At 65.8% G+C, this 19,413-nt stretch carries 19 protein-coding genes; 6 read left to right on the top strand and 13 right to left on the bottom strand.

Annotated elements, in window-relative coordinates; translation table 11 throughout:
- Position 1 precedes the first annotated feature (1 nt).
- Entirely contained in the window at positions 2-706 is a 705-nt protein-coding gene (locus KYX69_RS05620) for a carbonic anhydrase (RefSeq protein WP_300494785.1), read from the bottom strand.
- Between the two features lie 129 nt (positions 707-835).
- On the opposite strand from KYX69_RS05620, the gene rnr reads away from it, so the two are divergent.
- Complete coding sequence (gene rnr, locus KYX69_RS05615) at positions 836-3,151, top strand: ribonuclease R (RefSeq protein ID WP_300494783.1); 2,316 nt, start codon at positions 836-838, stop codon at positions 3,149-3,151.
- On the top strand, positions 3,151-3,465 hold the full coding sequence (locus KYX69_RS05610) for a hypothetical protein (protein ID WP_300494780.1): 315 nt from the start codon (positions 3,151-3,153) through the stop codon (positions 3,463-3,465). Before rnr ends, KYX69_RS05610 begins: the two co-directional genes overlap by 1 nt.
- A gap of 152 nt (positions 3,466-3,617) precedes the next feature.
- Here KYX69_RS05610 and KYX69_RS05605 read toward each other — a convergent pair whose 3' ends face one another.
- Together KYX69_RS05605 and KYX69_RS05600 are read right to left on the bottom strand one after the other, a co-directional pair.
- Positions 3,618-4,784 carry a trans-acting enoyl reductase family protein gene (locus tag KYX69_RS05605; protein ID WP_300494777.1) on the bottom strand — a complete coding sequence of 389 codons (1,167 nt, stop codon included), beginning with the start codon at positions 4,782-4,784 and terminating at the stop codon, positions 3,618-3,620.
- 59 nt (positions 4,785-4,843) lie between these two features.
- The gene (locus KYX69_RS05600; protein ID WP_300494774.1) at positions 4,844-5,518 is read right to left on the bottom strand and encodes an HPP family protein; all 675 of its coding nucleotides are present in this window, start codon (positions 5,516-5,518) and stop codon (positions 4,844-4,846) included.
- Positions 5,519-5,565: 47 nt separating this feature from the next.
- On the opposite strand from KYX69_RS05600, the gene KYX69_RS05595 reads away from it, so the two are divergent.
- A complete protein-coding gene (locus KYX69_RS05595; protein ID WP_300494771.1) occupies positions 5,566-5,949 on the top strand; it encodes a hypothetical protein in 384 nt (127 codons plus the stop codon).
- Here KYX69_RS05595 and KYX69_RS05590 read toward each other — a convergent pair.
- Positions 5,946-7,745, bottom strand: coding sequence for an ABC transporter transmembrane domain-containing protein (locus KYX69_RS05590; RefSeq protein WP_300494769.1), 1,800 nt, complete (start codon positions 7,743-7,745; stop codon positions 5,946-5,948). The two genes, KYX69_RS05595 and KYX69_RS05590, sit on opposite strands and share 4 nt — an antisense overlap.
- 149 nt (positions 7,746-7,894) lie before the next feature.
- Here KYX69_RS05590 and KYX69_RS05585 point away from each other — a divergent pair, with 149 nt between their 5' ends.
- Positions 7,895-9,124, top strand: a complete 1,230-nt coding sequence (locus KYX69_RS05585; RefSeq protein WP_300494766.1) for a polyhydroxyalkanoate depolymerase — start codon at positions 7,895-7,897, stop codon at positions 9,122-9,124.
- Positions 9,125-9,133: 9 nt separating this feature from the next.
- Here the strand turns inward: KYX69_RS05585 and KYX69_RS05580 are convergent, their stop codons facing one another.
- The 6 genes from KYX69_RS05580 to KYX69_RS05555 form a co-directional block, all read right to left on the bottom strand.
- Positions 9,134-9,685 carry a demethoxyubiquinone hydroxylase family protein gene (locus KYX69_RS05580; protein ID WP_300494763.1) on the bottom strand — a complete coding sequence of 184 codons (552 nt, stop codon included), beginning with the start codon at positions 9,683-9,685 and terminating at the stop codon, positions 9,134-9,136.
- Entirely contained in the window at positions 9,678-10,052 is a 375-nt protein-coding gene (locus KYX69_RS05575) for a YkvA family protein (RefSeq protein ID WP_300494760.1), read from the bottom strand. Before KYX69_RS05575 ends, KYX69_RS05580 begins: the two co-directional genes overlap by 8 nt.
- Before the next feature lie 124 nt (positions 10,053-10,176).
- Positions 10,177-11,352: an acetyl-CoA C-acyltransferase gene (locus tag KYX69_RS05570; protein WP_300494757.1), complete on the bottom strand. Its 1,176-nt coding sequence runs from the start codon at positions 11,350-11,352 to the stop codon at positions 10,177-10,179.
- 25 nt (positions 11,353-11,377) lie between these two features.
- A complete protein-coding gene (locus KYX69_RS05565) occupies positions 11,378-11,851 on the bottom strand; it encodes a MaoC family dehydratase (RefSeq protein ID WP_300494755.1) in 474 nt (157 codons plus the stop codon).
- A gap of 154 nt (positions 11,852-12,005) precedes the next feature.
- Complete coding sequence (locus KYX69_RS05560) at positions 12,006-13,199, bottom strand: mechanosensitive ion channel domain-containing protein (RefSeq protein ID WP_300494752.1); 1,194 nt, start codon at positions 13,197-13,199, stop codon at positions 12,006-12,008.
- 9 nt (positions 13,200-13,208) lie between these two features.
- The gene (locus tag KYX69_RS05555; protein ID WP_300495210.1) at positions 13,209-14,216 is read right to left on the bottom strand and encodes a DNA topoisomerase IB; all 1,008 of its coding nucleotides are present in this window, start codon (positions 14,214-14,216) and stop codon (positions 13,209-13,211) included.
- A 103-nt stretch (positions 14,217-14,319) separates the two neighbouring features.
- On the opposite strand from KYX69_RS05555, the gene KYX69_RS05550 reads away from it, so the two are divergent.
- On the top strand, positions 14,320-14,871 hold the full coding sequence (locus KYX69_RS05550; protein WP_300494749.1) for a type 1 glutamine amidotransferase domain-containing protein: 552 nt from the start codon (positions 14,320-14,322) through the stop codon (positions 14,869-14,871).
- 82 nt (positions 14,872-14,953) lie between these two features.
- Positions 14,954-15,886, top strand: a complete 933-nt coding sequence (locus KYX69_RS05545; RefSeq protein ID WP_300494747.1) for a right-handed parallel beta-helix repeat-containing protein — start codon at positions 14,954-14,956, stop codon at positions 15,884-15,886.
- Between the two features lie 3 nt (positions 15,887-15,889).
- On the opposite strand, the gene KYX69_RS05540 is transcribed toward KYX69_RS05545, so the two are convergent.
- The 3 genes from KYX69_RS05540 to acnA are packed head-to-tail and all read right to left on the bottom strand — an operon-like array spanning position 15,890 to position 19,280.
- Positions 15,890-16,249: a hypothetical protein gene (locus KYX69_RS05540; RefSeq protein ID WP_300494744.1), complete on the bottom strand. Its 360-nt coding sequence runs from the start codon at positions 16,247-16,249 to the stop codon at positions 15,890-15,892.
- Entirely contained in the window at positions 16,246-16,605 is a 360-nt protein-coding gene (locus KYX69_RS05535; RefSeq protein ID WP_300494741.1) for a hypothetical protein, read from the bottom strand. The genes KYX69_RS05540 and KYX69_RS05535 overlap by 4 nt, the downstream gene beginning before the upstream one ends.
- A gap of 5 nt (positions 16,606-16,610) precedes the next feature.
- A complete protein-coding gene (gene acnA / locus KYX69_RS05530) occupies positions 16,611-19,280 on the bottom strand; it encodes an aconitate hydratase AcnA (protein WP_300494739.1) in 2,670 nt (889 codons plus the stop codon).
- Between the last annotated feature and the right edge of the window lie 133 nt (positions 19,281-19,413).

Below are 19,413 nucleotides of genomic sequence, written 5' to 3'. Positions count from 1 at the left end.
GCTATTCGACGTCGAAAAACTCGACGATCCCCGACGCCAAATGATATTCCGCCCCGACGATCTTGAGCTTGCCCGCGCGGCGCGGGGCGGCGAGGAGGCGCTGGCTGGGCGCGCGCAGGTCGTGGACCACCTGATGCACATTCTCGCGGATCGAATTTTCGATCAGGTCGCCGGGGACATTGTGCGCGGTGTGCACCGCCGGGACGATCGGTTCTACCATCTGGCCCAGGCTGCCGGGCAGCTTCGCGTCCTTGTCCACCACCTCGATCGCTGCCTTGACCGCACCGCACGCGGAGTGGCCGAGCACGACGATCAGCGGAACGCCGAGGTGCAGGACCGAATATTCGATGCTGCCCATCGCCTGCGCATTGGACGCCGTGCTGCCGGCGTTGCGCACGACGAACAGCTGGCCGACGCCGGTCTCGAAAATCTGCTCCGGCGCGGCGCGGCTGTCCGAACAGCAGACGATCGTCGCAAACGGGTGCTGGCCGGCGAGGAAGGCGCGGCGCTGGCCGTCGTTCAGGCCGTAGTTGAACGCGCGGCCCATAGTGAAGGCCTGATTGCCCTTCTTCAGCGTCGCCAGCGCCGCTTCGGGCGTGATCTCCGACGCGCCATGCCCGCCTTCGGACGCCACGAGCGGGCGGGTGGCGAGCGCGGCGCCACCAGCGGCGATGGCGGCGAAGAGGTGACGGCGGTTGAGGCGCATGGGCAGAACTCGCAGGGCGGAAGGAACTGATCCAATCATAGGCGCACGACGCCAACGCGGGGCGCGATTGCCGCGAATTTCCACCAGCGCATTTGGTTTTGCTGTGGCGAGGGGCTATGTTGTCGCCCAATGGCAAAACAGAAAAACGCAAAGTCGAAGCCCGTTCCGGGCCTGCCGACCCGCCAACAGATCATCGATTTCATCACCGCGTCGGACCAGCCCGCAGGAAAGCGCGAAATCGCGCGCGCCTTTGGCCTGTCCGCGCAGGAAAAGATCGCGCTCAAGGCGCTGCTCAAGGACATGAGCGACGAGGGGCTGATCGACGTCGCCCCCGGCCGCGCCTTCCACAAGATGGGCGGGGTGCCCAAGGTGACGGTGCTGCGCGTGGTCGAGGCCGACGGCGATATCGTCTGGGCGGTGCCCGAGCGCTGGGAGGCGGAGGGCATTCCGGTCCCACGGCTGCGCGTGCGCGAGAAGCGCGGGCCGGGCGGCGCGCTGGGCGTCGGCGACCGCATCCTTGCGCGCACCGAAGAGGCCGGAAAGGGCCTGATCGCCTACCCGATGAAAAAGCTCGCCAAGGGCGATTCGGCGGTGCTCGGCGTCGTCCATGAAGAGGGCGGGCGGCTCTATCTGCAGGGACTGGACAAGAAGGAGCGCACCAGCCCGGTCATCTCCGATCGCAACGGTGCGGAGCCGGGCGACCTGGTAATGGCCGAGGTGACGGGGAAGGGGCCGCGGCTGTTCGCCAAGGTCAGCGAAATTCTTGGCGACCCGTTCGCGCCGCGCAGCTTCTCGCTGATCGCGATCCACAAGCATGAAATCCCGCACATCTTCTCCGAGGAACTGCTCGCCGAGGCCGAACGCGTTGCGAAGCAGCCGCTGGGCGAGGGGCGGGAAGACCTGCGCGACCTGCCGATCGTTGCGATCGACCCCGCGGATGCGCGCGACCATGACGATGCGGTCTGGGCGATGCCGGACGACGATCCCGCGAACAAGGGCGGGTGGAAGGCGATCGTCGCGATTGCCGATGTGAGCTTCTATGTCCGCCCCGGATCCCTGCTCGACCGTGAGGCGCGCAAGCGCGGCAACAGCGTTTACTTCCCCGACCGCGTGGTGCCGATGCTGCCGGAGGTGCTGTCGGCGGATGTGTGTTCGCTCAAGGAAGGCGTCGAGCGCGCGGCGCTGGCGTGTCATATGCGAATCGGCGCAGATGGCGAGATCAGGGACTGGCGGTTCAGCCGCGCGGTGGTGAAGCTGGCGGCGAATATTGCGTATGAGGATGCGCAAGCGGCGATCGATGCGCAGGCGTCCGAGCGGGCGCCGGACGCGGCAAGCGTTGCGCAAGACGATAGCAGCCCCGGCCTGCGCCGGGGCGACGAACTGTTGCCGATCCTTCAGCCCCTGTGGGACTGCTGGGCCGCGCTCAACAAGGCGCGGGCGAAGCGTGAGCCGCTCGACCTCGACCTGCCCGAACGGCGGATCGTGCTCGATGAGAAGGGCCGCATCCTGTCGGTCGCGCCGCGCGAGCGGTTGGATGCGCACAAGCTGATCGAGGATTACATGATCGCCGCCAACGTCGCGGCGGCCAAGGCGCTGGAGAAGAAGAAGGCGCCGGTCATGTACCGCATCCACGAGCCGCCGAGCCGCGAGAAGCTGGTCGCGCTCAAGGAATATCTCAAGACGCTCGATGTCGAATTCGCGCTGGGGCAGGTGATCCGGCCGAAGACGTTCAACCATGTCATCGCGCGGACCAAGGAGGCGGATTTCCACGCCGAGGTGATGACGCAGGTGCTGCGCACGCAGACCCAGGCCTATTATGGGCCGCAAAATGCCGGGCATTTCGGGCTGGCACTGGGCAGTTACGCGCACTTCACCTCGCCGATCCGCCGCTATGCCGATCTGGTGGTCCACCGCGCGTTGACCGAGGCGTTCAAGCTCGGGCCGGGGGGCGAGCTGCCGGCGGACAAGGACATGGAGCGGACCGGCGAGCTGATCAGCAAGCTCGAGCGCCGCGCGATGGAGGCGGAGCGCGACACGATCGACCGCTATGTCGCCGCCTATCTGGCCAGCCATGTCGGCGAGGTGCTGGATGCGCGGATTACTGGCGTGCAGTCGTTCGGGTTCTTTGCGACGGTCGATGGGATCGGCGGCGATGGCCTTGTCCCCGCGCGCGATCTGGGCCGCGAATATTTCCGTTATGACGAGGCCGGGCAGCGGCTGGTGGGCGAAGATACTGGCGCTGAGTTCGCGCTGGGGCAGCGGTTGCAGCTCAAGCTGGTCGAGGCGAACCCGGTGTCGGGCGCGCTGCGCTTCGAACTGCCCGACGGCAAGGGCAGCGGATCAGGCCCGCGTCCGGATGGCGAGCGGCGCAAGTCCGGCCCGCCGCGTCCGCTCAAGCGACGCGGGCGTCCCGCGAATATCAGGCATCAGGGGCGCAAGCGCTGATGGCGGTCGTTGAATCGGTTCCGATCACGAAGTTCGCGCGCGGCCGTCGCCGCATTCTCGATCATTTCTGTGCCGAGCACGCGATCACGCCGCTCAGCACGATCCTCTACACCCCACCCGCCGATCTGAAGCCGGTGTTCGACAAGCTGATCGCGCAACGCGTGATCCGGCGGGAAGGGCAGGGCTATTACTGGCTCGACCTGCGCGTGCACGATGCGGTGATCGCGCATCACCGCCGCAAGCGCGCCCCGGTGCTGATCGTCGCGGCGGTCGTGCTGGCGCTGGCGGTGATGACGTTTTTCTACGTGGGTTGAGCATCTTATCCTCCCCCGCCAGGGGGAGGTGGCAGGCATAGCCTGACGGAGGGGGAGGACGGCTGCGTCCCTGAACCTCTTGCCGTCGTGCTTCCTCCCCCTCCGTCACGCTGCGCGTGCCACCTCCCCCTTGCGGGGGAGGATTGAGAGCGTCACTTCACCACGAACTTCAGCCCCGCATTGGCCTCCAGCCGCGCCTTCAGCGGCTGCGCCATCAGCGCGCCCGGTGTCCACACCCCGCCGTCGCCCGCGACATCGCGGATCAGGCACAGCGCTGCCTCGGCGATCATCCTGCTGGTCGAGCCATAGCCGGGATCGCGGTCGCCGGTGACGATGCAGGTCAGCGACTCGCCGGTCGGCATCTCCGCGATGAAGTCGATTTCGTAGAACCCCGCCTCGCGCTCTTCCTTGGACGGGCCTTCGCCGGGCGCGGGGCCCTTGTCGGCGTTCATCGGGTTCAGCTTGGCAATCGCCTCCGCCGCTGCCTTGCCAATGTCGCCCAGCCCGGGCGCGACCATCATCTCGTCATAGCGGAAGTCGGTGCCATAGGGGTGGCCGGCGAGGAAGTTGGTGCGGTGGACATTCTTGGTGTTGATCACCGCCATCACGAACGGCGCGACCCAGCCGCCCACGGCTTCGTCATATTCGGGCATCATCCCCTTGGGCTGGTCCGGCCCGGTAAAACCGGGGGTGAGCGCAAAGGGATCGAGCAGGATCTTGAACACTGCCGGGTTCTTCGCCGCGGCTGCCGCCGTCGCCTTGCCGCTGGCGAAGGTGCCGCCAGAGAAGGTGCCCTGCATTTTGCGCACGCGGCCCTTCACGCGCGGGGCGGGGCGGCCCCATTTGGCGATCGCCGCCTGCTCCGCGGTCCATACGCCCAGGTCGAACGGGATCGAATCGAACCCGCACGACAGCACGATGCGCGCGCCGCTGGCCTTTGCTGCATCCTGATGCCGCGCAATGACGTCGTGCATCCAGTTGGGCTCGCCGCACAGATCGACATAGCCGGTGCCGGTCTCGACACACGCCGCGACCAGATCATTGCCGTAAAGTTGATACGGCCCGACCGTGGTCAGCACGACACTCGCCCGCGCGGTGAGCGCGAGCAGCGCGGCGGGGTCGTCGGCATTGGCGGTCAGCAGCGGCGTATCGGCGGGCGCACCGATCTCGTCGCGGACCTGTTCGAGCTTGGTCAGCGATCGGCCGGCCATTGCCCATTTGAGCGAACCATCATTGTAACGCTGCGCCAGATATTCGGCGACGAGGCGCCCGGTGAAGCCGGTTGCGCCATAGACGATCAGATCGAACTCGCGGGTCATGCCATCCTCTCAAGCTTTTGCCCGAGCGTACCCGACTTTCCAAAAATTGAAAGGCCGGGTCAGCGCCCGCGCCGCGCCTGGGCGTGCGTTTCCGCCAGCGACAGCAGCACGTCCAGATCCTCGCGGCTGATGTCGAAACTGTCGGGCAGATCGGCGAGCGCGCGGTCGATGTCGTCGAGGTGCAGCCCGCTCGCGACCGGGGCCGCCGCCACGGGAACCGCCCGGTGCGGATAGCTGTGCGTCGACAGCCGGTGAAACACCATCGCCAGCATCACCAGCGCGACCGAATTGAGCGCAACCGGGGCCAGCGCGAAGGAATAGCCCGCCGCATGCACGCTCTCCCCGCCGATCACTGCGGTCAGCGCGGCGGCACCACCCGGCGGATGGAGGCAGCGGCAGAGCGACATCGCCAGGATCGCCAGTCCGACGGCAAGCCCCGCAGCGATCATCGGATCGGGGACGTGCCGATAGACGGCGATCCCGACCAGTGCCGAAATCGTGTTGCCGCCGACGACCGGCCACGGCTGGGCCAGCGGGCTGGCGGGCACCGCAAAAATCAGCACCGCCGACGCCCCCATCGGCGCGACGATCAGCGGCAAGTCCGCCGCCGTCAGCCCCAGACCCGCGCCGATCGCCATGGTCAGCGCGATGCAGATCGTCGCGCCGATACAGGCAATGATCCGGTCGAGCGGCCGCGCACCGGCGAGAATCGGCTTGAACAGGCGAAAGCGCATGCCGCGCTCTACCGCTCGACCACCGCGCGTGCGAGCAGGGGAATCCTGTGTGGCACAAAGGTCCAGCTATCGGCGGCCTTGAAACCCGCCACGCGCTTCCCGACTATGGGCGCTTCAATGGAGACCCGCACATCATGCCGCTCAACGGCGCATCCGACCTTGGCCAGTTCCGCGTCCAGCGCCATTTCGCGGAGCATCGCGCGATCTCGCCCGGCACCGCGATCGAATATGCGCCCGGCCCGGTCGAGCGCGCGGCATTCGACCGGTTGCGCGCGAGCGGCGTGATCCGCGAGGCGCATCCGGCGCATTACTGGTTCGACCTCGACCGCATGGGACGCGAGCGCGAGCCGGTACGCAACCCCAAGCTCAAGGTCGCGCTCGCGCTGGCCGCCGTCCTTGCCGTCGCGGCCTGGTATTTCTCGCGTTACTAAACGCTCTCGCTGAACTGCAAACTGGCGAGACGCGCATAGAGGCCGCCCTTCGCGACCAGTTCGGCATGGGTGCCGGTTTCGACGATGCGCCCCTCATCCATCACGATGATGCGCTGCGCCGCGCGCACTGTGGCGAGGCGATGGGCGATGACGAGCGTGGTGCGTCCCTGCATCAGATGGTCGAGCGCATCCTGCACCAGCCGCTCGCTCTCCGCGTCGAGCGCGCTAGTCGCCTCGTCGAGCAACAGGATCGGCGCGTCGCGCAGCAATGCCCGGGCGATGGCGATGCGCTGACGCTGCCCGCCGGACAGGCGCGCGCCGTCTTCGCCGAGGAAGGTGTCGAGCCCTTGGGGGAGTTCGCGCAGGAATTCGGCGGCGTTGGCGGCTTCGGCGGCCTGCCAGATCTGCTCCTCGGTCGCGTCCCAGCGGCCATAGCGCAGATTGTCGCGGGCGCTGGCGGCAAAGATCACCGTCTCCTGCGGCACCATGGCCATGCGCGCGCGCACCTGCGCCGGATCGGCGTTGGGCAGCGGCACGCCATCGACGCGCACTTCGCCCGCTTCGGGGTCATAGAAGCGCTGGACCAGCTGGAACAGCGTCGACTTGCCCGCGCCCGACGGCCCGACCACCGCCACGGTCTCGCCCGGCGCAACCGACAGGGTGAAGTCGTTCAGCGCCGAAACCTCGGGGCGGGTGGGGTAGCGGAACGTGACATGATCGAAATCGATCGCGCCCTGCGCTGGTTCGGGCAAGGCCACCGGATTGGCGGGCGCGGCAATCTCCGGCTCCTCCGATAGCAGTTCGGCAAGCCGCGCGGCGGCGCCCGATGCGCGGAGCAGGTCGCCATAGACTTCGGTCAGCGCGCCGAACGCACCGGTGACCAGGCCCGCGGTGATCACGAAGGCGGTGATCGAGCCGCCCGAAATACGTCCCTGCGCGACGCCATAGACCGCGTCCCACATGATCAACGTGATTGCGGTGAACAGCGCGAAGATGACGAGCGCGGTCATCAGCGCACGGGTGGCGAACCGCTTGCGGGCGGTGGAGAAGCCGCGATCGACCGCGTCCTGGAAGCGTGCGCTTTCGCGAACCTCCTGTCCGAATGCCTGCACGATCCGCATGGCGCCCAGCGTTTCCGACGCGATCGACCCGATATCGGCGACGCGATCCTGGCTGGTCCGCGAAAAGCGCCGCACGCGCCCGCCCAGCCACATGATCGGCAGCACGATCACCGGAATGCCGACCAGCAGATAGGCCGCGATCTTGGGCGCGAGCACGAACAGGTACAGCGTACCCCCGACCGCGATCAGCAGGTTGCGCAGCGCGACCGACACGGTGGTCCCGACAATCTGTTCGACCACGGCGGTGTCGGCGGTCAGGCGGCTGGCGATTTCCGACGGGCGGTTCTCTTCGAACCAGCGCGGGGGCAGGCGCAGCAGGTTGCGGTGCACCGCCGCGCGCATGTCCGCCACGGTCCGCTCGCCTAGCCACGACACGAAGTAGAAGCGCATGGCGGTGGCAAAGGCGAGGACCACCACGACCAGCAGCAACCCCTGGAAATAGCCGCCGATCTGCGTCGGATCGGAGTCCGCACCGAACCCCTTGTCGACCACTTCCTTGAACGTGCGCGGGATCCACAATGTGGCGCCGGCGGCCAGCAGCAACGCCGTGATCGCCAGCGTCAGCTGTAGCGGGTAGCGGCGCGTATAGCCCCACACGATCGTCAGGCTCGACAGCTTGCGCTGCGGCTGAGCGGGGGGTGCGGCGGGGGCGGGGGGCGGTGTCGGCTCGGCCATGTCGCCGCCTAGCGTGAAGCGGAAGGCAAGGGAACAGGGTTCGCGGATCGAAAATCGGGTACGCCGCGTTTGCACTGCAGCATGAGCCCGCTATAAACGGAATGAGACCGTTGTCATTGCCCCGTGCGGGGCGGGGATGTTGATTGCCGATGTTGTACAATGCCTATGAACTTCAGCGCTCGATGCTGGCCGGCGCGAGCGCGCTGGCGAATTTCAGCGCGGGCCTGCTCAACAACCCGGCCAACCCCTTTGCCTATTTCGGCGGCGGGCCGATCCTCGCCTCCGCGCTCGAAGTGTTCGCCCATGCCTCGGCACCGCGCGGCAAGCCCGAATTCGGGCTGGATTTCACCGAAATCCACGGCAAGCAGGTCGCGGTGCATGAAGAGATCGTGCTGCGCAAGCCGTTCGGTCAGCTCAAGCGTTTCGTGCGCGAAGGCGTTGAGGGCGGCCCCAAGCTGCTGATCGTCGCGCCGATGAGCGGCCATTTCGCGACGCTGCTGCGCGGCACGGTTCAGCGGATGCTGCCCGTTGCCGATGTCTACATCACCGACTGGCGCGACGCGCGTCAGGTGCCGCTCGCCGACGGGCGCTTCGACCTCGACGACTATGTCGATTACGTCATCGAATTTCTCGCCACCATCGGCGCGGAGGGTGATGCCCGCCCGCACGTACTCGCGGTGTGCCAGCCCTCGGTCCCGGTCTATGCCGCGGTCGCGCTGATGAACGCCGACAAGCATCCCAACACGCCGCGCACGCTGACCATGATGGGCGGGCCCATCGACACGCGTGAGGCACCGACCGCAGTCAACACGCTGGCGACCGAACGGCCGCACAGCTGGTTCAAGCAGAATGTGATCGCGACCGTCCCTGCAACCTATCCGGGCGCCGGGCGCACCGTCTATCCGGGCTTTCTCCAACTCGCCGGGTTCATGACCATGAACCTGGGTAACCACATGAATTCCCACTGGGAAATGTTCAAGCATCTGGTCAAGGGCGATGACGAGAGCGCCGATGCGACGATGCGCTTCTATGACGAATATCGCTCGGTCTGCGACATGACGTCGGAATTCTACCTGCAGACGATCGATGTCGTGTTCCAGTCGCACGCTTTGCCCAAGGGCGAGATGATGCACCGCGGCCGTCGCGTCGATCCGGCGGCGATCACCGACACCGCGATCCTCGCGATCGAGGGTGAGAAGGACGACATCTCAGGCCTGGGCCAGACCGGGGCGGCGCTGACCATCGCGACCAACCTGCCCGCCAAGATGAAGAAATATTACATGGCCGAGGACGTCGGCCATTACGGCATCTTCAACGGCAGCAAATGGCGCAACCGCATCGCCCCGGTGCTGGAAGAGTGGATCGCTACGCATAGCTGAGCGGGTTGGCTAGAGCCGCATCCCGAGCCAGATGACCGCCCTTGTCGCGCTGGCGATGGCGCGGTCGATGATCCGTTCGAGCAGCTTTGGCGCGCCCAGCCGGGCGGCGGAGCAGTCGTGATGCTCTTGTTCCTCGGCGATGATTGCGCGGATCGTTGCACATGCGGCGGCATCCTGGCCGTCCAGTGTTGCGAGCTGGAGCGTCAAATGGTGCAGCACCACGCGCTCGATCGCTACTGTGGTTGCGGCGATAGCGCCGCGACCCATTAGGCCGGTCACGGTCCCGGCTGTGACACCTGCAAGGGCGCAAAGGTGGTAGCTGCGGCAACGAGCACGCCCACGCGCGGCGAGTTCGGCTGCGAATAGCGCGCGGTGTCGGCGCTCATGAGCAAGGAAATCGGTCAGTTCAGCGACCATCTCAGGTGCGCGCCAACGCGCAATCCAGCGTTGAGTTGCGTAGACCGCGATCGCACCCTGCTCACCCGCATGATTGACCTTCATGATCCGGTCGCCGAGGGTTTCGGAACCGTGCAGCGTGGCCGTAAGGCCCGGCTCAGTCATATCCGAGCATCAAGAATTCATAGACCACGAACGCGATCAGCGCCCATAGTGCGATCACGATGGCGACGCCCCAGCGGCTGACCGGGCGCTCCGCCGCGCGCTCTGCCGTCGCGCGATGCTCCGCCATGACGTCGACAGGCACCAGCTTCTCGAACAGCCACACCCCCGCCGGGATCAGGATCGCGTCATCGACCAGCCCCAGCACCGGGATGAAGTCGGGGATCAGGTCGATCGGCGACAGCGCATAGGCGGCGACCAGCAGGCCGATCAGCTTGGCAAACACCGGCGTGCGCGGATCGCGCACCGCGAGCCACACGGCATGCGCCTCAACCCGGATGCGGTGCGTGAAGGACTGTCGGTTTGCCATCCGCCTGCGATGTGCCACCACCCGCGCGGCGTCAAGCGCGGCCAAGTTTTGCGTTGCATCCAACCCACAGGAAAAAAGCCGGCGGATCGCTCCGCCGGCTTTTCGATTTCAGTCGGGGGAGGCGTCAGAGAACCTCGAACAGCCCCGCCGCGCCCATGCCGCCGCCGACGCACATCGTCACGACGACGTACTTCGCGCCGCGACGCTTGCCTTCGATTAGCGCGTGGCCGGTGCAGCGTGCGCCGGTCATGCCATAGGGGTGGCCGATCGAGATCGAGCCGCCATTCACATTGAGCAGCTCGTCCGGAATGCCGAGCTTGTCGCGGCAATACAGCACCTGCACCGCGAACGCCTCATTCAGCTCCCACAGGCCGATATCGTCCATTTTCAGGTTGAAGCGGTCGAGCAGGGCGGGGATCGCATAGACCGGGCCGATGCCCATCTCGTCGGGCTTGGTGCCCGCGACCGCCATGCCGACATAGCGGCCGAGCGGGGTCAGGCCGCGCTTTTCGGCGACCTTTTCCTCCATCAGCACGCTGGCCGACGACCCGTCCGACAGCTGCGACGCATTGCCCGCGGTGACGGTGCCGTTCGGGACGACCGGCTGGAGCGACTGCAAACCTTCCAGCGTGGTCTCGGGGCGGTTGCCCTCGTCCTTGGTCAGCGTCACTTCCTTCTGGGTGACTTCCTTGGTCTCCTTGTTGACGATGTTCATCGTCGCGGTGACGGGGATGATCTCGTCGTCGAACTTGCCGGCAGCCTGGGCAGCGGCGGTGCGCTGCTGCGACTTGAAGCCATATTCGTCCTGCGCCTCGCGGCTGACGCCATAGCGCGCGGCGACCACTTCGGCGGTCTGCAGCATCGGCATGTATACGTCATTGTGCATCGCCAGCAGTTCGGGATCCATCGCGACGCGCATCTGGGGCGTCTGGACCAGGCTGATGCTTTCCACGCCCCCGCCGACGGTGATGTCCATGTTGTCGACCACGATCTGTTTCGCGGCGGTGGCGATCGCCATCAGGCCGCTGGCGCACTGGCGGTCGACCGACATGCCCGACACGCTGGTGGGCAGGCCCGCACGCAGCAGCGCCTGACGCGCGATATTGCCGGCCTGATGCCCCTGCTGCAGCGCGGCGCCCAGGATCACGTCCTGCACCTCGGCGCCGTCGATGCCGGCGCGCGCGACCGCAGCCTCGATCGACTTGGCCGCCAGCGTCTGGGACGGAAGCGCGTTGAACGCCCCGCGATAGGCGCGGCCGATCGGGGTGCGGGCAGTGGAAACGATGACGGCAGAACGCATGCGGACGGTCCCTTCGGTTTATTGTCTATACAAAAAGCTGGCTGATCCATTCGGCGATCAAAGCGGGCTTGTCGTGCCCCTCGATCTCGATGGTGAATTCGACAGTTTGCTGCCACTGGCCGGGGCGCTTCTCGACCAGATCGAGTGTCTTGAAGCGACCCCGCACCCTGCTGCCGGAGCGTACCGGGGTCAGGAAGCGGACTTTGTTGCCGCCATAATTGACGCCCATTTTCAGCCCCTCGATCCGGGGCTGCGGCGTCTTCTGGCTGAGCAGCGGCATGAGCGACAGGGTGAGAAAGCCATGCGCGATGGTGCCGCCAAACGGCGTCATCGCGGCCTTGGCAGGGTCGACATGGATGAACTGGTGATCGCCGGTCGCATCTGCGAACTTGTCGATCATCTCCTGCGACACCGTGACCCACTCGGACACGCGCTCATCGCCCGCCTGCGCGGCAAGCTGCTGGATCGTGACGCTGTCCTGCGTGTCGGTATCGGCCATGACAAATCCCTGCGGCAAGCTGGCTCCCGCATCTAGGGGCAAGCGTGGCGTGGGGCAAGTGGGGCCTACTGGAAATGCGAAATCCCCGGCTTCCGTAAGGGAAGCCGAGGAGATCAAGCCAAACCCAATCTTCTAAAAAATGGATGGGGGCGAATCAGCGTTCGCCCGCCTCCTTGTCCACGCGCCGAACCGGCTGCACCTCGGGGTAGGGCATGATCAGCTTTCCGCTCGGATCGGCAGTATAGGTGGTCTGGGTCGGGTAGGGGATCGAAATGCCTTCCGCCGCAAACCGGCGCAGGATGCCGATGATGACCTTGTCGCGAACCTTGTGCGCCGTCGGCCAGTCGTCGCCCGGAATGTCGAACCACAGGTTAAAATCGACCGAGCTCGCGCCCAGCGCTTCGTAGCTCGCCCGCGCGACGGTGCCGCCGGCTTCCTCTACGATGCCGGTCAGCATGTCGGGAAGCGCCTCCAGCACCTCCGTCGGCGTCTCGTACGCGACCCCGACAGGCAGCTTGATGCGGATATGGTCGCGGTTGGAGATGTTCTGGATCTCCTTGTCGAGCAATTGCTTGTTCGAGATGATCCGCACTTCGCCGTCGAACGAGCGCACGCGAGTGGATTTCAGGCCGATTTCCTCGACCACGCCGACGGTCTGGTCGTACATGACCTTGTCACCACGCCGGAACGGCTTGTCGAAGATGATCGCGAGCGCCGCGAACAGATCGGCGAAAATGCCCTGCGCCGCCAGACCGATCGCGATGCCGCCGACGCCGAGACCCGCGACGAGGCCGGTGACGTTGACGCCGAGATTGTCGAGCACCACCACCAGCGCAATTGCGAACAGCGCGACGGTGACCAGCAACCGGATCAGGCCCAGCGCCGACAGCAAAGCCTCGCCATGGTAATTCTCGGACTCGGTCTTCTTCTCGATCGCGCCGAGGATGATCTCCCGCGCCCAGATTGCGCCCTGAAACACCACCGCCACCGTGAACAGGAAGGCGATGGTCTGCTCCAGCATCGCTGGCGGCGCGGCATAGTTGGAGACCAGCCGGACTGAGAGCATCACGATGAAAAAGCTGCCGGTACGCGACACCGCGCGCCCGATAATGGTGCCCCATCCCATCGGTCCGTCAGACCGCTCACACAGTTTCGCCCCCCAGCTGCGCAGCCAATAGAGCAACAGAACCACTCCGACCGCGATGCCGGTCGCGATCAAAATTTGCAGCCAGTGTGACTGCACCCACAGGCTGGCATCCGTAAAAAAGGCGCGGGTCTGCATTTCCAGCACTTCACTGCTGTTCGATGCGGCCTGCTCGGCCGCGGCGGCGGTGTTGCTAACGGTCATTGAATTCCTTCAGGCGGCCTTGGCAGTGATCCCACCGGTCTCGAGAAAGGCGATCAGTCCCCGCTCGGCGCGGGACAGGTAGCGCGTGGTGCGCGGGAGCGCGAGGGTCTCGCGAAACGCGGCCTGCGCGTCGCGATCCTTGGCGAGTTCGATCAGATCGGGGTGCACATAGGATTTGCGCGCGATACTTGGCGTATTGCCCAGCGCGGCGGTGACGGGCTCCAACAGGGTCTTTAGCCCGACATGGCCGGGCGCGGTCGCCAGCGTCTCGAACGCGATCACGCTGGCGCCCCAGGTGCGGAAATGCTTGGCGGTAAAATCCTCGCCCATTGCATCGCGGATATAGGCGTTGACGTCGCTCGACGTCACCGGATGCGCCTCGCCCGCATCGTCGAGCCAGCCGAACAGATGCTGACCCGGCAGATCCTGGCACTTCTTGACGAAGCCGATCAGGCTCCCGTCGGTGATCCGCAACACGCGGATGCGGCCCGATTTGGCGCGATATTGCAGCTTGAGGCTCCGCCCCTCCAGCTTGGCGTGGCGGCGGCGCAGCGTCGTCGCACCGAAACTTTTGTTCGCCTTGGCATAGCCCTCATTCCCGACGCGGACATGACCGAGGTCGAGCAGGCGCACCACGGCGGCGACCGCGCGGTCGCGGCTCAGCGCGCGCTTGCGCAAATCCGTCTCGATCTTCGCGCGCAGTCGGGACAGACGGTGGCCGAAACTGGCGCAGCGGTCGTATTTCGCCGCCTCCTGCGCGGCGCGGAAATCGGGGTGGTAGCGATATTGCTTGCGCCCGCGCGCATCGATCCCGGTTGCCTGCAAATGCCCGTCGGCATGGGGGCAGTACCAGGCGTCGGTATAGGCCGGGGGCAGAGCGATCGCGTTCAGGCGGTCGATCTCGTCGCGATCGGTGATGCGGTTGCCGTCCGCATCCCAATAGCCCCAGCCGCCACGCACCGCCTTTCGCGTGATGCCGGGTTGCCGATCGTCGCAATAGCGCAGCGCGCCGCTCATCCTGCCCTCGTCATATCGGCTCAATGCGCATCCCGTCGCATCGTTCCGGAACCGCCCGGTTGCTGACCGGTTGAGGGGCCAACCCCCAATGAGGAGAATGAAGATGGCCGAGCTTTCGAATGCACGCGTGCTGATGATTGCGACCGACGGATTTGAAACATCCGAACTGATGAAGCCGCGTCAGGCGCTGATCGACGCGGGCGTTCAGGTGACGCTGGCGTCGCTCAAGCTGGACCCGATCACCGGCGAAAGCGGCGGTGAGAAGGGTGAGAGCATCACCCCCGACACGCTGGTCAGCGATGTCGACAGCGAGGCGTTCGACGCGCTGGTGCTGCCCGGCGGCGTCCACAATCCCGACACGCTGCGCATGGACGACACGACCATCGGCCTGATCCAGGAGTTCTTCGACGACGGAAAAACCGTCGCCGCGATCTGCCACGCCCCATGGCTGCTGATCGAGGCGGATATCGTCGACGGCAAGCGCGCGACCAGCTGGCCCAGCCTGCGCACCGATCTGGAAAATGCCGGCGCGACGGTGGTGGATGAACAGGTGGTCGTGGACGATAACCTGATCACCAGCCGCAACCCCGACGACATCCCCGCCTTCATCGACGCGATCAAGGCGGCGTTGACCAAGGAGATGGCGGACGCCTGATCCTTCAAAGCCCCTCCCCGGCGCGGGAGGGGCTTTTTAACATTCCGAGCGCATACCCCCGGCAAACCGCCGGAGCCTGATCATGCGCCTGTTTACGCTCGCCGCCGCCCTGCTCGCCACCACCGCCCCCGCGCTACCGCAGGGGCAGGACGCGCCCTTCAAGATCGAAGAAACCGGCCAGTCCTTCAACAGCCTGCAGGAAGCGGTCACTGCAATCGGTGAGCGTCGCGGCACGATCCGCATCGCGCCCGGCCGCTATGGCGAGTGCGCGGTGCAGGAGGCAGGCGACATCACCTATGTCGCTCAGGTACCGGGCAAAGCGGTGTTCGACCGCGCAATCTGTGAGGGCAAGGCGACATTGGTCCTGCGCGGCCGCGCCGCCAAGGTCGACGGCATCGTGTTCATGCGCACGCTCGTCGAGGACGGCAATGGCGCCGGGATTCGGCTCGAAACCGGCAATCTCTTCGTCACCAACGCCATGTTCATCGACGGCCAGTGCGGCATCCTCACCGCCAGCGATCCGCGTGGATCGATCACCATCGAGCGCTCGACCTTTGCTGGCCTGGGCAAGGACCCGACGGGTAACGGTGCGCACGCGATCTATGTCGGCAATTATGGCAGCCTGCGCGTGTTCGAATCGCGCTTCGAACGCGGCACCGGCGGTCACTATGTGAAGGTCCGCGCGCCGCGTGTCGAAATCCTCAACTCCAGCTTCGACGACAGCCTTGGGCGCAACACCAATTACGCGATCGACCTGTCCAACGGCGCGTCGGGCCGGATCGCGGGCAACGCGTTCGAACAGGGACCGGCCAAGGACAATTACGGCACGATCATCGCCGTTGCCCCGGAAGGCGCCAAGCACAGCTCTGCGGGATTGGTGATCGAGGGGAACAAGGCGTGGCTGTCGCCGGGGTTCAAGGAAAGCACCACCTTTGTCGGCAACTGGTCGCGCGATGCGGTGACGGTGCGCAACAACGACCTCGCCGATCGTATTGCGGTGATCGCGCGGCGTTAGGGGTTAGCTCTTGCAAACGATCCGGAATGCGGGGTCTTTCGCCGGATTGGGGATCTTCTGGCGCGGGCGCTTGCCCACCGGGAACAGGCGTTCGCGCACGACGCGGCCGCGCGCCAGCAGGCGCTGACCGCGCAGTTCGGTAATCCCGGCGGCACAGTCCATCGCCGCGGTGCCGATGATGGTTCCCTCGACCCCGAGCGAGGTCGTGCGCGTGCGGAATACGCGCCACTTGCCCTCGCGCTTGATGCTCGCAGTGTCGATCGCGAACGCGACGTTCGCCGCGCCCGGGACCTGCTTCCACGTCTGCGCGGCGGCCGGGAGGGACAGGGCGATCAGGCCAAGCGTAAGGGTGGCACGGATCATTTGAGCGGCTTTCCGTCGCAGACGAAATCGATCAGCTTACGCATGAACGGATGGTCGGGGTCCGCCGGTTCGCGATTTTCAGGTGGGACCTCGGTCGCCTTGCCCGACTTCACGTCGGTGAGGCGGATGATCATCGCCTGGCGCTTCACGCACGACACCGACAGGTCGATATAGATGTCGCTGGTCGCCGGTGTCTCGGCGGTGTCGAGCAGGCGGATGACCTTCTCTCCGCCCTCGTCCTTGACGCTGGTCGGATCGACGAACACCGGCCCTTGGCCTTTTGCCTGAAACCGGATCCATGGCGCCCCCGGATCGCGGTCGAGGCAAAGCCCGGCCGCGAACAACGGGAGCGCCATGCAGATCATGCCGCCAGCTTCCGCAGCACGTATTGCAGGATGCCGCCGTTGAGGAAATATTCCAGCTCGTTGACGGTATCGATGCGGCACCGGGTCAGGAACGTCTCGGTGCTGCCATCGGCGCGGGTCAGCTTGACCTCGACATCCTGACGCGGGCGCAGGGCCGACACGCCGGTGATGGTGAAGGTCTCGTCGCCCTTGAGGCCCAGCGTCTCGCGAGTCACACCTTCGGCGAACTGGAGCGGAAGGACGCCCATGCCGACCAGGTTCGAGCGGTGGATGCGCTCGAAGCTTTCGACGATAACCGCCCGAACTCCAAGGAGATTCGTGCCCTTCGCCGCCCAGTCACGCGACGATCCGGTGCCATATTCCTTGCCGCCGATGACGACCAGGGGGGTGCCGTCGGCTTTGTTGCGCATGGCGGCGTCGTAGATCGGCATGACTTCGCCGTGATAGTGGGTCATGCCGCCTTCGACGCCGTCAAGCATCTGATTTTTAATGCGGATATTGGCGAAGGTGCCGCGCATCATGACTTCGTGATGGCCGCGGCGGGCGCCGTAGCTGTTGAAGTCGGCCTTGCTAACCTGATGTTCTTGCAGCCATTTTCCGGCGGGGCTGTCCGCCTTGATCGAACCGGCGGGGGAGATGTGGTCGGTGGTGATCGAATCGCCGAAGATCGCCAGCGGCTTGGCCTCGATGATGTCGGTCACCGGCTTCGGGTCCATCGTAAGCCCCTCAAAATACGGGGGATTTGCGACATAGGTCGACCCGGCGCGCCAGCTGTAGGTGTCGGATCCGGTGACGTCGATGGCCTGCCAGCGCGCGTCGCCGGTAAAAACGGTCGAATATCTTGAAACGAACATGTCGCGGGTGAGCGCGCCGTCCATCACCGACTGGACTTCCGCAGTCGTGGGCCAGATGTCCTTCAAGTAGACGGGGCCGTCCGTCCCCTCGCCGATCGGCGTGGAAATGAAGTCCTGAACCACCGTGCCCTTGAGCGCATAGGCGACGACCAAAGGCGGCGAGGCGAGGAAGTTGGCGCGGACGTCGGGCGACACGCGGCCTTCGAAGTTGCGGTTGCCCGACAGGACCGACGCGGCGACGATGTCGTTGCCGTTGATCGCGGCCGAAATCGGCTCGGCCAGGGGGCCCGAATTGCCGATGCAGGTGGTGCAGCCATAGCCGACCAGGTTGAAGCCGACCTGGTTGAGGTAGGACTGCAGCCCGGCCTTCTCCAGATAGTCGGTCACGACCTGCGACCCGGGGGCGAGCGAGGTCTTGACCCACGGCTTGGGCTTCAGGCCCTTTTCGACCGCCTTCTTGGCGACGAGGCCCGCGGCGATCAGCACGCTGGGGTTCGAGGTGTTGGTGCAGCTGGTGATCGCGGCGATGACGACGTCGCCGTCGCCGATGTCGTGATCCTTGCCCGCGACCGGCACGCGGACCGGATCGTCCTTGCCATACACCTTGGTCAGGTCGGCATTGAACACGTCATCGACACTGCCCAGCAGCACCTTGTCCTGCGGACGCTTCGGCCCGGCGAGCGAGGGTTGGACGCTGCCCAGGTCGAGTTCGAGCACGTCGGTGAACACCGGCTCTGCATTCGGGTCGAGCCAGAAGCCCTGCGCCTTGGCATAAGCCTCGACCAGCGCGACATTCTCTTCGCTGCGGCCGGTCAGGCGCATGTAATCGAGCGTCTTGTCGTCGATGCCGAAGAAGCCGCAGGTCGCGCCATATTCGGGCGCCATGTTGGCGAGCGTCGCGCGGTCGGCCAGCGACAGCGAGGCGAGGCCCGGGCCGAAATATTCGACGAAGCGGCCAACCACGCCGCGCGCGCGCAGCATCTGGGTGCAGGTCAGCACGAGGTCGGTCGCAGTGATGCCCTCAGCCAGTTCACCGGTGAACTTGAAGCCGACGACTTCGGGGATCAGCATCGACACCGGCTGGCCGAGCATCGCGGCCTCCGCCTCGATCCCGCCGACGCCCCAGCCGAGCACGCCCAGGCCGTTGATCATCGTGGTGTGGCTGTCGGTGCCGACACAGGTGTCGGGGTAGGCGACCAGCTCGCCATCGGGGGTGGTCGAGGACCACACCGCCTGCGCGATATTTTCAAGGTTCACCTGGTGACAAATGCCGGTGCCGGGAGGGACGACCTTGAAATTGTCGAGGCTCTTGCTGCCCCACTTCAGGAAGTCATAGCGCTCCATGTTGCGCTGATATTCCAGCTCGACGTTATCCTCGAACGCCTGGGGCGTGCCGAATTCGTCGACCATGACCGAATGGTCGATGACGAGGTGAACGGGCACCTGCGGATTGATCTTCGACGCATCGGCGCCGAGCGCATTCATCGCGTCGCGCATTGCGGCGAGGTCGACCACACAGGGAACGCCGGTGAAATCCTGCATCAGCACGCGCGCGGGGCGATACTGGATCTCGCGCTCCGGCGCGCGCGGGTTGTTCTGCCAGTCGACGATTGCCTGCGCATCATCGGTGCTGACGGTCACGCCGTCTTCGAAGCGGAGCATATTCTCCAGCAGCACCTTCATGCTGAACGGCAGACGGCTGACATCGCCCAGCTTCTCGGCCGCCTTGGCAAAGCTGTAATAGGTGTAGCTCTTGCCACCCACGGTAAGCGTGTCGCGCGTCCCGAGGCTGTCCTGACCGATGGCTGTCATGTGCGGGTCCCTTTCCCTGTCCAGTTGACGCCGGGCGTCACGGGGAGGCGGCAAGATGCCGCGCGAGCGCGCCGGTGTGCGAATGCGAAGATTCGCGTGGCCGATAGCAGGGAGGGGGCGTGGGGGGAAGGGG

Origin of the sequence: Sphingomonas sp. (assembly GCF_030145815.1) — a bacterium.
In the GTDB taxonomy this organism is placed as follows: Bacteria; Pseudomonadota; Alphaproteobacteria; order Sphingomonadales; family Sphingomonadaceae; genus Sphingomonas.
The sequence above is the reverse complement of the archived record's forward strand: the minus strand, read 5'-3'. Positions and strand labels throughout refer to the sequence as shown.

Excerpts from the sequence above, each read along its gene's own strand:
- KYX69_RS05620 (WP_300494785.1), bottom strand. The coding sequence starts at position 706 with ATGCGCCTCAACCGCCGTCACCTCTTCGCCGCCATCGCCGCTGGTGGC.
- rnr (WP_300494783.1), top strand. The coding sequence starts at position 836 with ATGGCAAAACAGAAAAACGCAAAGTCGAAGCCCGTTCCGGGCCTGCCG.
- KYX69_RS05610 (WP_300494780.1), top strand. The coding sequence starts at position 3,151 with ATGGCGGTCGTTGAATCGGTTCCGATCACGAAGTTCGCGCGCGGCCGT.
- KYX69_RS05605 (WP_300494777.1), bottom strand. The coding sequence starts at position 4,784 with ATGACCCGCGAGTTCGATCTGATCGTCTATGGCGCAACCGGCTTCACC.
- KYX69_RS05600 (WP_300494774.1), bottom strand. The coding sequence starts at position 5,518 with ATGCGCTTTCGCCTGTTCAAGCCGATTCTCGCCGGTGCGCGGCCGCTC.
- KYX69_RS05590 (WP_300494769.1), bottom strand. The coding sequence starts at position 7,745 with ATGGCCGAGCCGACACCGCCCCCCGCCCCCGCCGCACCCCCCGCTCAG.
- KYX69_RS05585 (WP_300494766.1), top strand. The coding sequence starts at position 7,895 with ATGTTGTACAATGCCTATGAACTTCAGCGCTCGATGCTGGCCGGCGCG.
- KYX69_RS05580 (WP_300494763.1), bottom strand. The coding sequence starts at position 9,685 with ATGACTGAGCCGGGCCTTACGGCCACGCTGCACGGTTCCGAAACCCTC.
- KYX69_RS05575 (WP_300494760.1), bottom strand. The coding sequence starts at position 10,052 with ATGGCAAACCGACAGTCCTTCACGCACCGCATCCGGGTTGAGGCGCAT.
- KYX69_RS05570 (WP_300494757.1), bottom strand. The coding sequence starts at position 11,352 with ATGCGTTCTGCCGTCATCGTTTCCACTGCCCGCACCCCGATCGGCCGC.
- KYX69_RS05565 (WP_300494755.1), bottom strand. The coding sequence starts at position 11,851 with ATGGCCGATACCGACACGCAGGACAGCGTCACGATCCAGCAGCTTGCC.
- KYX69_RS05560 (WP_300494752.1), bottom strand. The coding sequence starts at position 13,199 with ATGACCGTTAGCAACACCGCCGCCGCGGCCGAGCAGGCCGCATCGAAC.
- KYX69_RS05555 (WP_300495210.1), bottom strand. The coding sequence starts at position 14,216 with ATGAGCGGCGCGCTGCGCTATTGCGACGATCGGCAACCCGGCATCACG.
- KYX69_RS05550 (WP_300494749.1), top strand. The coding sequence starts at position 14,320 with ATGGCCGAGCTTTCGAATGCACGCGTGCTGATGATTGCGACCGACGGA.
- KYX69_RS05545 (WP_300494747.1), top strand. The coding sequence starts at position 14,954 with ATGCGCCTGTTTACGCTCGCCGCCGCCCTGCTCGCCACCACCGCCCCC.
- KYX69_RS05540 (WP_300494744.1), bottom strand. The coding sequence starts at position 16,249 with ATGATCCGTGCCACCCTTACGCTTGGCCTGATCGCCCTGTCCCTCCCG.
- KYX69_RS05535 (WP_300494741.1), bottom strand. The coding sequence starts at position 16,605 with ATGGCGCTCCCGTTGTTCGCGGCCGGGCTTTGCCTCGACCGCGATCCG.
- acnA (WP_300494739.1), bottom strand. The coding sequence starts at position 19,280 with ATGACAGCCATCGGTCAGGACAGCCTCGGGACGCGCGACACGCTTACC.